The organism is Celeribacter sp. (assembly GCF_048261515.1).
Taxonomy (GTDB): Bacteria; Pseudomonadota; Alphaproteobacteria; order Rhodobacterales; family Rhodobacteraceae; genus Celeribacter.
Map to the genome: position 1 here is coordinate 200,588 of NZ_JBLXFZ010000004.1, position 13,139 is coordinate 213,726.

Consider the following 13,139-nt stretch of genomic DNA (forward strand, 5'->3'; position numbering starts at 1 on the left):
GTCACCCCCGATCCGTTTCGAGAACAAGTCCGACGTGAGCCGAAAGCACCCCGCCATCGGCGTGGACATAGCCCGTGCGCGCTGGCGAGGGCACTTGCCGCTCCCCCGCGCGCCGCTGCATTTGCCGCGTCACCTCGACCATATGCGCCATCCCGCCTGCAACGCCCGGATGTCCATAGCTCAGCAATCCGCCATGTGTGTTGAGCGGCAGTGCGTTACCCTCATGAGCACCCTGCGCAATTTGACGTCCCGCCTGTCCGCGAGGGGCAAATCCGGTTTCCTCAAGCAAAACCGCGAGGGTCACTGTGAAGCTGTCATAGATTCCGAGAATCTCGACATCTCCGCGTTCCACACCGGCCTCGGCGAAAGCACGTCCTGCGGCGTCGGCTGCCCCATAGTTTTTGGAGTCTGTTGCGATTGAGATGTGCTGATGGTGATGCGCCTGACCTGAGCCAGAAATCCGCACTGCGCCATGTTCAGAGGGCTTCGATGAAATAACAAAGGCCGCCGCACCATCGGAAATCGGACAGCAATCAGCCAGCCGCAGCGGCGTCGCTATCGGACGAGAGGCGAGCGCCTCTTCAAGACTAAGTGGTGTGGTAATATGAGCGCCTTCCGTGCGTATCGCCTGTCGGCGCATGTAGACCGCAATCTCAGCCAGGTCCTCTTCAGTCGCTCCAGTCTGGTGAAGGTATTGCCCCGCCAAAAGCGCATAATAGCCAGGGATCATCGCACCAAACGGCACCTCTTGCCGCGCATGACCCACCTGCGCCAATGTCTGGATCGCCTGATCGCGACCGCCCACATTGGTCAATCGGTTCTCGCCGGCCACGACGAGAACATTCTCGCACTGGCCCGATTGAACAAGCAGTTTAGCCAGCATGATAAGCGCTGCACCCGTTGCCCCGCCAAGTTGCAGCGCATTGGCATAAGACGGGCGTAGACCAAAATGTTCGGAAAACAATGTCGCCAACATCAGGTGCGGCATCGCGGTAGAATAGCCCGTCACCAGCCCGTCGACTTGATTGCGTTCCAAACTTGCGTCGTCCAACGCGGCCCTTGCTGCACGGCTCATAAGATCAAGCGTGTCTTCTCCCTCACATCGGCCGAAAGCCGTAAGGCCTACACCTGCGATAAATGCGTTTTTCATTGCGCATTCTCCCGTTCTTCAGAGGACATCTCGATTTGGCTGAGTGCTGGACGAGAGACGGCAAAACCGATTCCGATTAGGATAAGTACAGCGCCAGCAACATCCGTGGGGACACCAGGGATAAGCATCAGCAGCGCACCTGCGGCCAGCGGCAAGCGCGAAACAAACCTGATCCTACGCCACAGCGAGCCAACAATCGCGCCAGCAAGAGCAACAACACCGACGATGGCCGTTGCAACAGAGACGAGTATGTCCAGCCAACCACCCTGCAGTAAGAGCGCCGGATCGAGAACAAACATGTACGGGACGATGAAAGCGGGAACGGAAATCGCAAGAGCGGTCCATCCCGTGCGCGCAGGGTCAGCTTGCGCCACGCCTCCTGCCGCATATGCCGCCACTGCAACAGGAGGGGTCACATTGCCAAGAATTGCAAAGTAGAAAACGAACAAATGCGCAGAGATCGGCTCGACCCCAAGAGAGACCAGCGCCGGAATAGTCACCCCAGCCTGCACGAGATATGCCGCCACGGTCGGCAACCCCATTCCGAGAATGAGTGACGAGAACATCGTCAAAACGAGCGCAGCCCAAAGCGATTGCCCAGCCAAGTCCAGAATTGCGTTATTGAGCGCGAGCCCGAGCCCAGTCAGGCTCAGCACCCCGACAATCATCCCAGACGCAGCACAGGCCACCGCAACTGGGCCCATCGCACGTGCGGCAGCCTCAATACCTTCGAGAATCCGACGAGGCAGTTGCCCGATTTCGCCTCGAAACAGCATGTAGGACGCGGCGACAACAAGCACCGAGGCGCTTCCCAAAACGCCAGCGCGCATAGGAGAATAGGCAAACACCGCAGCGGCCACGACGCCGATCGGCACGAGATACAGCACCCCGGTCCAGAGCCCGCCATCGATGCGCTCGCTTGAACGCGTGATCCCCTGGCGCACAGCTTCGAAGTGCACGGCACAGAAAATCCCGAGATAGAACAGGAAAGCGGGGACCACCGCCGATATCGCGATGTCCTGGTAGGGACGACCAACAAATTCTGCGATAACAAAAGCCGTTGCGCCCATAACTGGCGGCATTAGCTGCCCTCCAGAGGACGCTGCCGCTTCGACCGCTGCCGCGAAATGCGAGCGGTAGCCGTTGCGCTTCATCAACGGGATAGTGATGGCACCAGTCGTCACGACATTGGCGACGGCTGAGCCCGAAATCGTCCCCATCATTGCGGAGCCAACAATTGCCGCCTTGGCTGGGCCGCCCCGCAGACGGCCGGTCATAGCCAGTGCGAGATCAATCAGGAACTTGCCTCCGCCACAGCGATCGAGCAAAGCACCAAAGAATACGAAAAGAAAGATATAGGTCGCCGAGACCCCGAGCGGGATGCCAAACACCCCTTCTTTCGTATAGTAGAGGTGATCCACGATCCACGAGAGCCCGAAGCCGCGATGCCCGAATGCTCCTGGCAAGACCTGCCCGAAGGCGACATAGATCAAGAATGCAATAATGATCAGGCCAAAGGCCCACCCCATCATCAAAATTGCGACAACCAGAAGTCCCGCCATACCTAGAAGCGCCATCACGATAGACAGCCCATCGAGAGGCGTGACGTATGCCATTCTGTTGGCAAAGAAGTCCGCATTCACAAGGTTATAGATAAGAGAGATCGATAGCAGGACACTTGCCACCGCCATGACTTTATGGCGCAATTCGCCCGCCTGGCGACTTCTGCTCAGCACAAAAGCGGTGGTCGCAGCGAGCACCAAAAGCAGATGGGTATTCCGCTGGGTGAAACTCTCAAAAACGCCACTAGTGGCCGTCCAGAAGTGAAAGGCTGCAAGCAAGATACTTGCCGCGATGGCAACATGTCTCACGTTCTGTCTCCTTTTCAGAGCAAGCCAGTCACGCGTTCAGACACGCAACTGGCCCACATCTTCGAGCGTAATTATTGCTGGCTGAAGTAAGCGGCCGCGCCGGGATGGAGCTCTGCCCCGATACCGTTAGCAGCCGTGTCTGGCCCAAAGTTATTCAGGGCTGCATTGACCGCATGGAGCTTCTCGGCGTTCTCAACAATCGCGCGCGTGATTTTCTCCACCAGATCAGCATCAAGATCAGCGTTGGCGATCAGAACGTTGTTCATACCGATGGCTGAAACAGGCTCGTCTTGCCCCTTGTACGTACCGCCTGGGATCTCCACGCTGACGTAGCCACCGTTTTTCTCTTTCAGCTTCGAGATGCTGTCCTCATCCATCGGGATCAAACGCACACCACGACCAAGGGCAGCTTCGGTGATTGCCCCCGAGGGAACCGAAAGGATGCCCGAGAATACATCGAGATGCCCGTCCTTGAGCTGCATCGAAGCATCGGCATATGACAACCGCTCAACACGATCCATGTCGTCATAAGACAACCCGTTGAGGTCGAGAACAGCTTGCGTCAAAACATCAGTCGCACCCCCGACAACGCCTGGATTGATCACCTTACCCGAAAAATCCGAGATCGTTTGGATGTCGCTGTCCGCAGAAACCGCCATTTGATAAGGTGCTGGGTAAAACCCAACAACACCGCGAATGTTGTCCTGCGAAGCAGGGAATGAAGCTCCAACGCCGCCAATCGCGTCCACATTCGACGTCGAAAGCGACAGCGCCAAATCGTATTGCCCCGCATTAGTGCCAAGGATATTAGACACGGTCACGCCATTCACGACGCTCACGCGAGTACCAGGAATTTCCTCTTCGATAATTTTGGCAAGTGCCGCGCCCAATGGGTACCAGGTCCCTCCCGATGGCCCCGAGGCCAGAGTCAGGTTCTGCGCCTGCACGCCGCCTGCAAAACAGGTCATGCCAGCCAGCACAACTGCCTTAAGTGTTTCTATCTTCATCATTTCCTCCTCCTTGAAATTTAACCGTTACACGGCTTCGCCATCTCGCCCATCGTTGTCATTTTGATCAACGGGTCGGCCCGCCCCAGCCGCTAGTTGCTCCTCGACCATTGCGGCGGCCTCCTGCAACGCTGAGACAGCCAAATCACGGCGGCTACCTCCAAGCCGCTCGGAAATCGCCGCGACAGATAGCGCACCAACCACAACTCCTGACGGATCACGCACGGGCATTCCCATGCCCGTCATACCCTGAACAACAAAACTGGGAAGGTCCGTGTAGCCATCTGCGCGCGCCTGCTCGACTGCGACGGCAATGTCCTCCACATCAACGCGGTACTTTCCAAGCCTCCCACGCTGCATCTCGATCAAGCGGTTCCGCTCGCCTTCTTGTTCCCAAGCTAGGAGCGCCAAGCTGCCCGCCCCGACACCCAGCGGACGCCGACCACCGACATTGAGCGACAATGCCTGAATCGGATATGAGCCGATGTTTCGGCTAACACAGAGGGAATCGAGCCCATTGGGTACGGAAAGAAATGCAACATCCTCAAGCCGTTCGGACAGCATCCCTAGCGCAGGTCGCGCCGCCTGCCGCAACCGTGTCGTCGTCAGCGGTGTACCAAAGCTGGCCCGGAAATCGTCGGAAATCCGATAGCACCGGTTCCTGTCACGGTCGACGACACCAAGACCGATCAACGTTGAAAGCATCCGCGACGTTGATGTCTTATGCATGTCGAGCGCTTCTGAAATATCGCGCGACCGCAGTCCTGGCTCAGGAGCCGCGCCGATCAGACGCAATACAGCAACAGCGCGGGTAACGCCCATCATCGCTTTGCCTGGCGTATCCTCCGACGACGAAGGAGCAGGCGACGAGGACGCGCCGGACTGACCGCCCGATCCGCCGCCTGTTTGGCCTTGAGATTTTTTGTTTGCTTCTTTCATCATGTCCCTCTCAAAGAAACACATTCATCTCAGCATTCAACTTAAAAACATAGCTCTTGAGAGATAACGCGGCGCTCGTTTCGTTCAGCGCAACAGATTACTCAACGCAGATACCCCACAAGCGCGGCTGGAACATCTATCGGAATATCAAGCACTGCAGCGGCAAGCGTTTTGCCGTAGTTGTCCAGACACAGGTTCCGTGACACGCCGCCGCCCAACGCGCCTTCACAAACGAAATTCAGAACGCCCAACCCATCAATTTCGTATCTGTTGACGGGCCCCGTAAACGCAGCCCCAAACCGAGCGGCCACACGCTCGGCGGTGAGTTGGTTCAAAAGAAGCGGATAAAATGCGGGTTCATAGGATATGACGGCAATATTCGAGGTATTGCCTTTATCTCCCGAGCGAGTATGCGCCAACCGCCGCAGCATGACATCCATTGCAGCCTCCTAAACGAATTCAACCCGGCCCGATGCCGCTGTTTTATCAACCAGAGCCGACCAGATGCCGACCACCTCGCGCACACGCTCCTGAAACGGCACTCGCTTCCCAGTCGATGCGACCCCTGAGACAGCCATTCCGTCGACCTCTCGCCCGACCTTCAACGCTTCAGCGCGATCCATACAACGTGCGGCAACTCGGACGGCAACTTCATAGGGCTCGCAACTGGGCTCTGGTGAGGCCGCGCCGTGAATCGCATCGACCCCCAGAATGTCGATGCGCACATCCTCGGCTTTTAGCCCTACTATGGCGAAACGCTCCAAAAGGATGCGGCGCGCCAACTCGGCTTTCGCACGCGCGCCCGAGCCCGCGTAAAAGAACATATCTTCCCCGATGAACCCTTCGTGCGCGCCAACGGAAACCTTGTAACTCCCCGTCGCAGGCTTACCCGAAATGCCGCTTAGACGAACCTGATCAGGACCAGTCTCCTCAATCACAGCCGTTGAAAAATCCACGATGACATCTGGCGTGATGTAATTCGCTGGATCGTGCACCTCGTAGAACATCTGCTCAAGAACGGTGCGTCGGTCGATGAGCCCGCCAGTTCCAGCAATCTTTGTAAACGTCGCGCTGCCATCGGGCTCGATTTCCGCAATAGGAAAGCCGAGGTTCCACGGCTCGGGAACGTCCTTCACGCCAGGGTCGGCGAAATACCCACCCGTCAGCTGCGCACCGCATTCCAGCAGATGTCCAATCGCCGCGCCGCGTGCAAGGCGTGTAACGTCGCCTTGGTCCCAGCCGAATTCATGGATCATGGGCGCTAGGAACAACGAAGGATCGGCCACGCGCCCAGTGATCACCACGTCCGCCCCAGCTGCCAGCGCATCCACGATCGCATCAGCGCCCAGATAAGCTTCGGCCGAGATCAAATTGTCTCCAAGTGACGCCAGCGGTGAGCCAGTCTCGAGGATTGGGATTTGCGCCCCCCGCACCGTATCGGTGATAACCGCCCCCGTGACAGCGGCAACTTTCCAATCACTTCGCCCCATGGCATCAAGCATCCGACGAACCGTTTGCGCAGCACCTAACGGATTGATCCAACCTTGGTTCGAAATGATCCGCGTACCGTTTTTGACACAATGCGGCAGGACGGCACGCATCCGATCCTCCAGATAAGTGTCGTAACCGGCAAATCCCTCATCCGAACGCGCCCGAACCTGCGCCGTGGATATCGTAGCCTCGGCCATAGTTTCAAAGCACAGGTAGTCCAGTCGACCTTCGCGTGCGCTCAACTCTGCTGGAGAAATCCTATCACCCCACCACCCCGAGCCGCTGCCAATTCTGATATGCATTGTATCGCTCCCCCCCTCGTGACGGCCCTTCGGGCATCACGGCAAAAATCGTTCCTGACGATAGATGCCGAACCACTTTCGAAACATGTCCTCGGTATCAATGCAGTCGTTAAAGCCTGCCTGTCGAATTTTAGTCGTGCTCGCGATCACAGGATTGGGCGCCATCTCTTTACCGGTGGCCATCTGCCAGTCCGTGTAGCCCAAACTCTGTCCGACCACCTTGCGAATATCGCGCGGCGCGCGCAGCCCCTGCTCATCGACAATCGTGGCCCATTCCTCAGGGCTTGAACCATCAAGGAGAGTTTCCAGAAAAAACGGGCGCGCCTCCCCCATCTCCATGTCGAGCACATCGCAAATCGCTGGCCAGACGTTCTGCCAGACGAAGACATCCCCATTGTCGATATTGAAGATTTCGTTGCGGGCTGTTGGTGCTGTCGCCGCCCATGCACAGGCCCGCGCGATCAGATCCGCGTCTACTGCCTGATTGATCCGTTCCGGCCCGCCAGGATAATGCAGCGGCTCTCCCCGCCGGCGTTGGAGCGCCGCATAGACGCCAATCGCCGAAATCGGGTTCATATTGCTGCCGAAGGCTCCGCCGAACACGATACGGGGACGTAAAACTGTAAACGCCCAATCTTGCCCAGCTTGCTTGTCGCGAAGGTAGTCTTCTTGCAGCCAATAGAAGTTCTTGTGCTGGTGACGCGGCCACTTCTCTTTTGCGGGAATGGGCACTTGCGGCTCGATATGGCTGCCATAGGCCTTCGACCCCTGAAACAACGTGACATGCTCAAGCGGGCTGCCACCTGCCAACAGCGGCTCCATCACGTTGCGCAGCATTCGATCATTGTTCGCCATTTGCTCAGGGTCGCGCCAACCCTCAATCAAGCCATCTGGCTTTTCATAAACAGCAGCATACAGCACGTGAGTGATGTCATCCAAAGCGCCCAGAACTGAGGCGCAGGCTTGGGTATCGAGCAGATCAAGACGCAAAAACCTGTCATCGCCCTCGGGAACGCGCCGCGCGACGGGCAATACCGACCACCCCTCCAACTCACCAAAATGCCGCAGCGCGGCCTGTCCGATCACGCCAGTTGCGCCAAGAATTAAAATCTTTTTCTTATCAGCCACTTGGGGTTCCCCCGATCATTTCATTGTATTTGGCAGCCAGAGCGTAATCTCTGGCCATGTGACAAGTGCGATCACCACGATGAGCACAGCCAGAATGGGTTTAACCACACCCGCAAAGCAGTCACGCAGAGGGATGCCAGACACTGAAGACACGACGAAAACGTTCATCCCAACTGGCGGTGTAACAATACCGATCTCGGCCAGAAGGATGATCACGACCCCGAACCAAATTGGATCAAATCCAAGATGCTGCACGACGGGAAGCATCACTGGCACGGTCAAGATCAGGATCGAGATAAGGTCCAGAAACAGACCAAGAAACAGATAGATGAGCACGATTGCCCCTAGCACCACCACGAGTGGCACTTCCGATCCTCCCACCGCAGACGCAAGATCCCGCGCGATGCCTGACATCGTGATGAAATATCCAAAGATTTGCGCACAAACGATGATCAGCCCAATCATGGCTGTAACTGCGCACGTGTTTGAAAAAGCCTGCTTCAGCCCTTCAAATGTGCACGTCCGCGTCACCACCGCAAAGGAAAAGGCGGCAAGAGCGCCAACCGCGGAAGACTCAACGGGCGTCGCAATGCCAGTATAGATGAGCCCAGTTACCGTCCCAAACAGAAAGAGAAATGGCATCGCCACGCGGAGAGATGCGAATCTCTCCGCCCAACTGTATTGAACTGCGTTTTCGCGTCTTGGGGTCGTAAGCCAGATCGTCAGCGATAGCACCAACGTAACGAGCAGCCCCGGCACGATCCCCGCGATCAGAAGCGCCGAGATATTTGTGCCGCTCAAAAGGCCATAGAAAATCAGCGCAACACTCGGCGGGATCAACATGGCGATTGTGCCTGCCATCGACACGATGCCAGCGGCCGTGCGTGGCTCTACGCCATCCTCCAACATCGCGGGAATGCTGGTTCGAGCCAATGTCGCCGCAGCTGCCGTGCTCGACCCAGAAACAGCACCAAAAAGGGCCCCGGTTATAACTGTGGAAATGCCAAGTCCGCCCTTCAAACGACCAGCCCAGACCGAAACAGCACGAAACAAATTGCTCGATATGCCGCTCATTCCAATGAACTCAGCCATCAGAATGAACATCGGAATGGTCAAGAGCTCATAGCTCGCCAGTGAGGACTTCGGTGCCGTCGAAAGAATACCGATCAACGAGGGCATTCCCTTGAGAAGGTAAATCCCGACAACCCCGGCCAAGGCTAGGCTCAACGCCACCGGAACGCTCAACACGAGCAGGATCAACAGCAAGACAATAGGCAAAATGACATCAATCATAGTCAATCCTCGAGAAAGGCGACACGCCAAGCGATCAAAGCCAGCCGAACGGATAGCACCAGAAAACTGCCGCTGATGATTGCGCCCGTGGGCCATGTCGGCCACCGCACTGAGCCAAGCAGCGTCTCGCCCGCCAAAAAGCCTGCCATTGCCTCATCGGCAATCAGCCATCCGATCACGGCGACAAGCGCCGCGGCAACGAGCATCAGCACGGGATAGACGACTCGCATCAAAGGCTTGGGGAAGTTGTCGGCAAAGAAGTCGACAGACAAATGCGCGCCTTTTCGCATCCCTTGTGAAAAGGCGAGATAATAGGCCGCAGGCATCAGATAGAGCATTACAAAATCAAACGACCAGCCTAACGGACTGCTAAACCCATAGCGCAGGAAGACATCCACGGCTGTCAGCACCATTGCCACAGCAATGGCAATTGCACAGATAATGAAAAGCAGGCTTTCGATCACCTTCGTCACGGCATCAATCTTGCTATAGACCCCGCGAAATAGGCCGCCTCCGCTAGGGGATGGCGTGTCGGAAATGGAGTTCATAGATTTGCTCCCGATCTAGAATGATTGCCACCGCCCGAAAGGGCTGCGCGATGATGGCTGGATGCCAAATCTCTCTGGCATCCAGTTACCGAATGGTCCGATTATCGGTTTGCGATCTCGCGGAACTGGTCGTAAACGACTTGGCTCGAAACTGGGCGCCCAGCCAGCCCCTCGACCCATTGCTCGTGCACCTGTTCAAACCGCTCCTCAGCTTTTGAAAGCTCCGACGCAGGAAGATCCAGCGGTTGAATGCCATGTACAGTTTCCAACTGCTCAAGGCTCTCGGCCCATGTCTGGTTGACGAAGCCACAATAGTGCTCGGTGGCGTATTTACCTGCTTCCAGTAGCGCCACTTGTTCCGTCTCGCTCAACCGATCCCAAGTGCTGTCGCTGATCGAATAGGTCACGACAAAGCTGCCCGTGCTAAGATTGGGCGTGACATTATTCAACGCCTCTTCCAGCCCCCAATCCTCGACCAGCGGCACGGGCCAAAGCAAACCATCAAGCGTCCCGCGCGAAAGTGAAGGAAGCGTTTCCGATCCCGTCATGCGGATCGCGTTGGCCCCTAGTTCGGTCGCCGTCATTTCCATAGGGCCACCAGCCGTGCGGATGTTAAGCCCTTCGATATCGGCGAGCGTCGCAATTGGCGTCTCGGTCGTCAGAATGCTGTAGGGCCCAAGGTTCCCAGCAAACAGAAGTCGGATGCCGTTCGGCTCGAACTCGGCCTCGTAGAGCGCTCCACCAGGCTGGGCCATTTCATAGATTCCATTCGCCAGCGCACAGGAATCGAGCGGCATCCCTGGAAGTTCGGCCACCGTGGTCAGTGGAAATTTGTCAGTAATATAGGCGGGTGACACATGCGAAACATCCGCGACGCCAGTCTGAAGCAGACGCAGCATCTCGCCACCCTTGCCAAGCTGTTCGGCTGGGAAATAATCAAAGGCGATCTCCCCGCCCGACAGCTCTGTTGCCTTATCCATGAAGACCTTCGCGGCCTCGCGAGTCGTCGAGGCTGCGGGCACCTGCCAATCCGCAAATGTCAGCGTTGTTTCGGCCAATGCCGCATGCGCGTATACGCTCAGTGTCAGCCCGATGGCGAGCTTGTAGGTTGTCTTGATCATCCAGTTTCCTCCCTTTGGTGATCTAATAAATTATCGTGCCAGTTGCCTGGTCAGACTGTGGCAACAGGCGTGACTGGTGATCCGACCGCCCCGGGCAGTCGAAGCGGCGGAGCCGTAAGCAGAAACCTGTATCGGCCTCTTTCCGCCAACCATTCCGCCAGTGGCGTCAGGTGCCACAATTCACCAAGATGGATGCCCAGCCGAAACAGGCAGAGATTGTGTAGCGGCAAGATTGAACAGCATGGATTTGGCAATGATGCCGGATAGTCCTCGACGGCATAATTGTCGGTCGCAATCACTGATATCTGCGAATTCGTGATCCATTCCTGAAGTTTCGGATCACCGCCATCCAGAACAGCGCAACTGGTGTTGATGACTTCTGGATCGGGATCTTTTTTCATCCCAAGAATAAGATCGGACAGCCCAGTGTGAAGGCACAGCATATCGCCTGGCTCGACAACCACACCGTCTTGCGCCATCACCTCCATCAATTCGTCGTAGCCCACCACAGTGCGCGCATCGCCGAAGTGGCGGCGGAGGTCGACCATCACTCCGCGCCCCTGCACGCCAGTCTCGGCCATATTTTCGATGCCGAGAGCCTTTGCACCCGAAGTGCTGTGTGTCGAAATCGGCCCAGAGATTCCGCAATCGTCTGCACTATCAGGGCCCACGACGTCCTGATCCGCCCGATAACCGTTGTAATAGACGGGAATAGGATTGCCATCGTCATTCACATCAAACACCGCGCCAACATGACAAAGCCCATCCCATTGCGTCGAATATTGCAGATGGAGAATTGCGAGATCATCGGACAGAACATCACGAGAATCGGCGTTTTGGCTGGAGTAGACGTAGTTCATGTTCACCCCGCCGTGCCGCAAACACGGACGCAGGATCGGCGGGTGGCGGTTTTCGTTCATCCGATTTCCACCAGGATAATCGAGAGGCAAGCTAAGGCAGAACGAATGGCCCTCCTGCACTTCCCTAGCGGCGGCAAGAACGCGCTGTGGCGTCAACAAGTTGAGACGCCCTTTTTGATCGTCTGGCCCAAAATCTCCCCAATTGGAGCCTTCGGGTCGTTTTTTCCAACGCATGCTCATCCCAACAGATCCTCCGTTCCGTTGCCGCCGACAAATGCGGCCTCTGTCGGGGTGGCCAGACGCTCCGCGACACTCAACGGGCACCGCGTTTGGCTTTCAAATACCTTCACTATCTGGCTATGTGGCTACTTCTCTCCTCAGGAAAGCAGCCCGCGTCCTCCCCAACGCATAGCTATGGAAAGCGACAAGCATCACGGCAATCAACCTGCAACTTTCGGACGAAGCGATTAACTTACCAACTGTTTCGCACAGCGGAACTATTTGTGAGAGAACCCTAGAAACACAGGCAAACAAAAGACCTCAGAAGCCTTTTCAAGACAGAAACAAGCTAGTTATGCAGCTATTGGGCGCCAGCCGCAGCAGCGTCTGCGGGACGAATCCGTTCCTCGTGGCGCAACCACAGAATCCCACCTGACTGAAAAACTATGGCGACCCACCCAAGAAGTTGAACATTTACATGATACTTCGCAGATGCGTAGGTAATTCTCGATGGAAAGGGGGGCGCAACATGATGTCGGCAAACGAAATCGCCGAGGCGCTGGCGAAAGACATTCTGGCAGCGCCTCGTTCGGGCAAACGGAAACTTATCGCTTTGGCGGGGCCGCCCGCTTCGGGGAAAACAACCCTGTCGTGGGGGTTGGCCGACCTCCTGTCCCAAGCTGGCCACCGCACCGCCGTGGTACCCATGGATGGCTTTCATCTCGACAATCGGATCTTGGCCGATCTGGACTTGTTGCATCGCAAAGGCGCGCCTGAGACTTTTGATGCGGCGGGTGTGCTTCGATTGGCGCAGGCCTTGCCCAATGCGGACAGAGTTTTCTATCCGACCTTTGATCGCGACGAAGATTTCTCGCGTGCAGGTGCAGGAATGGTCGATGACGCCTGTGACTGTGTTGTGATCGAAGGCAACTACCTTCTCTACGATGCGCCAATTTGGAAAGATCTGCACCCCCTTTGGGATGTCTCGATCCGATTGGACGTTCCGCACGACATCCTGCGAGAAAGGCTGTTTCAACGATGGATCGATTTTGGCCTGTCTCCCCAAGATGCCGAACGACGAGCCGTGAACAACGACATGGTAAACGTTGAGGCAATCGCAAACCGCGCCCTGCCCGCAACAATCACGATTTGCGCAGAGGCGTCTACCAACGCTCCTTAACCATGGCGAGACTTTGATCCGTGCAACCAC

12 protein-coding genes are annotated in these 13,139 nt (G+C 56.7%); 1 reads left to right on the top strand and 11 read right to left on the bottom strand.

Annotation, left to right across the window (positions count from 1 at the left end; all coding sequences use genetic code 11):
• Position 1 precedes the first annotated feature (1 nt).
• The 11 genes from ACN0SC_RS09525 to ACN0SC_RS09575 all read right to left on the bottom strand — a co-directional run bounded on the left by ACN0SC_RS09525 (position 2) and on the right by ACN0SC_RS09575 (position 11,770).
• Positions 2–1,150, bottom strand: a complete 1,149-nt coding sequence (locus ACN0SC_RS09525) for a thiolase family protein (RefSeq protein WP_417249440.1) — start codon at positions 1,148–1,150, stop codon at positions 2–4.
• Positions 1,147–3,021 (bottom strand): TRAP transporter permease, encoded by a 1,875-nt coding sequence (locus tag ACN0SC_RS09530; protein WP_417249441.1) that lies wholly within the window; start codon positions 3,019–3,021, stop codon positions 1,147–1,149. Before ACN0SC_RS09530 ends, ACN0SC_RS09525 begins: the two co-directional genes overlap by 4 nt.
• Before the next feature lie 71 nt (positions 3,022–3,092).
• Positions 3,093–4,031, bottom strand: a complete 939-nt coding sequence (locus ACN0SC_RS09535; RefSeq protein WP_417249442.1) for a TAXI family TRAP transporter solute-binding subunit — start codon at positions 4,029–4,031, stop codon at positions 3,093–3,095.
• A gap of 24 nt (positions 4,032–4,055) precedes the next feature.
• Entirely contained in the window at positions 4,056–4,970 is a 915-nt protein-coding gene (locus ACN0SC_RS09540; protein WP_417249443.1) for an IclR family transcriptional regulator, read from the bottom strand.
• A gap of 98 nt (positions 4,971–5,068) precedes the next feature.
• Positions 5,069–5,407 (bottom strand): hypothetical protein, encoded by a 339-nt coding sequence (locus ACN0SC_RS09545; protein ID WP_417249444.1) that lies wholly within the window; start codon positions 5,405–5,407, stop codon positions 5,069–5,071.
• A gap of 9 nt (positions 5,408–5,416) precedes the next feature.
• Positions 5,417–6,760, bottom strand: a complete 1,344-nt coding sequence (locus tag ACN0SC_RS09550) for an acyclic terpene utilization AtuA family protein (RefSeq protein ID WP_417249445.1) — start codon at positions 6,758–6,760, stop codon at positions 5,417–5,419.
• 36 nt (positions 6,761–6,796) lie between these two features.
• Positions 6,797–7,888, bottom strand: a complete 1,092-nt coding sequence (locus ACN0SC_RS09555) for an NAD-dependent epimerase/dehydratase family protein (protein ID WP_417249446.1) — start codon at positions 7,886–7,888, stop codon at positions 6,797–6,799.
• Positions 7,889–7,903: 15 nt separating this feature from the next.
• The gene (locus ACN0SC_RS09560) at positions 7,904–9,277 is read right to left on the bottom strand and encodes a TRAP transporter large permease (protein ID WP_417249447.1); all 1,374 of its coding nucleotides are present in this window, start codon (positions 9,275–9,277) and stop codon (positions 7,904–7,906) included.
• A complete protein-coding gene (locus ACN0SC_RS09565) occupies positions 9,184–9,729 on the bottom strand; it encodes a TRAP transporter small permease (RefSeq protein ID WP_417249448.1) in 546 nt (181 codons plus the stop codon). Before ACN0SC_RS09565 ends, ACN0SC_RS09560 begins: the two co-directional genes overlap by 94 nt.
• 101 nt (positions 9,730–9,830) lie before the next feature.
• The gene (dctP, locus tag ACN0SC_RS09570; protein WP_417249449.1) at positions 9,831–10,850 is read right to left on the bottom strand and encodes a TRAP transporter substrate-binding protein DctP; all 1,020 of its coding nucleotides are present in this window, start codon (positions 10,848–10,850) and stop codon (positions 9,831–9,833) included.
• Between the two features lie 50 nt (positions 10,851–10,900).
• On the bottom strand, positions 10,901–11,770 hold the full coding sequence (locus ACN0SC_RS09575; protein ID WP_417249450.1) for a cyclase family protein: 870 nt from the start codon (positions 11,768–11,770) through the stop codon (positions 10,901–10,903).
• A gap of 688 nt (positions 11,771–12,458) precedes the next feature.
• Here ACN0SC_RS09575 and ACN0SC_RS09580 point away from each other — a divergent pair.
• A complete protein-coding gene (locus ACN0SC_RS09580) occupies positions 12,459–13,109 on the top strand; it encodes a nucleoside/nucleotide kinase family protein (protein ID WP_417249451.1) in 651 nt (216 codons plus the stop codon).
• The last annotated feature ends 30 nt before the right edge of the window (positions 13,110–13,139 follow it).

Bases quoted from the DNA above. Each gene is read 5' to 3' on its own strand.
- ACN0SC_RS09525 (WP_417249440.1), bottom strand. From the start codon at position 1,150: ATGAAAAACGCATTTATCGCAGGTGTAGGCCTTACGGCTTTCGGCCGA.
- ACN0SC_RS09535 (WP_417249442.1), bottom strand. From the start codon at position 4,031: ATGATGAAGATAGAAACACTTAAGGCAGTTGTGCTGGCTGGCATGACC.
- ACN0SC_RS09540 (WP_417249443.1), bottom strand. From the start codon at position 4,970: ATGATGAAAGAAGCAAACAAAAAATCTCAAGGCCAAACAGGCGGCGGA.
- ACN0SC_RS09545 (WP_417249444.1), bottom strand. From the start codon at position 5,407: ATGGATGTCATGCTGCGGCGGTTGGCGCATACTCGCTCGGGAGATAAA.
- ACN0SC_RS09550 (WP_417249445.1), bottom strand. From the start codon at position 6,760: ATGCATATCAGAATTGGCAGCGGCTCGGGGTGGTGGGGTGATAGGATT.
- ACN0SC_RS09560 (WP_417249447.1), bottom strand. From the start codon at position 9,277: ATGGCCCACGGGCGCAATCATCAGCGGCAGTTTTCTGGTGCTATCCGT.
- ACN0SC_RS09565 (WP_417249448.1), bottom strand. From the start codon at position 9,729: ATGAACTCCATTTCCGACACGCCATCCCCTAGCGGAGGCGGCCTATTT.
- dctP (WP_417249449.1), bottom strand. From the start codon at position 10,850: ATGATCAAGACAACCTACAAGCTCGCCATCGGGCTGACACTGAGCGTA.
- ACN0SC_RS09575 (WP_417249450.1), bottom strand. From the start codon at position 11,770: ATGAACGAAAACCGCCACCCGCCGATCCTGCGTCCGTGTTTGCGGCAC.
- ACN0SC_RS09580 (WP_417249451.1), top strand. From the start codon at position 12,459: ATGATGTCGGCAAACGAAATCGCCGAGGCGCTGGCGAAAGACATTCTG.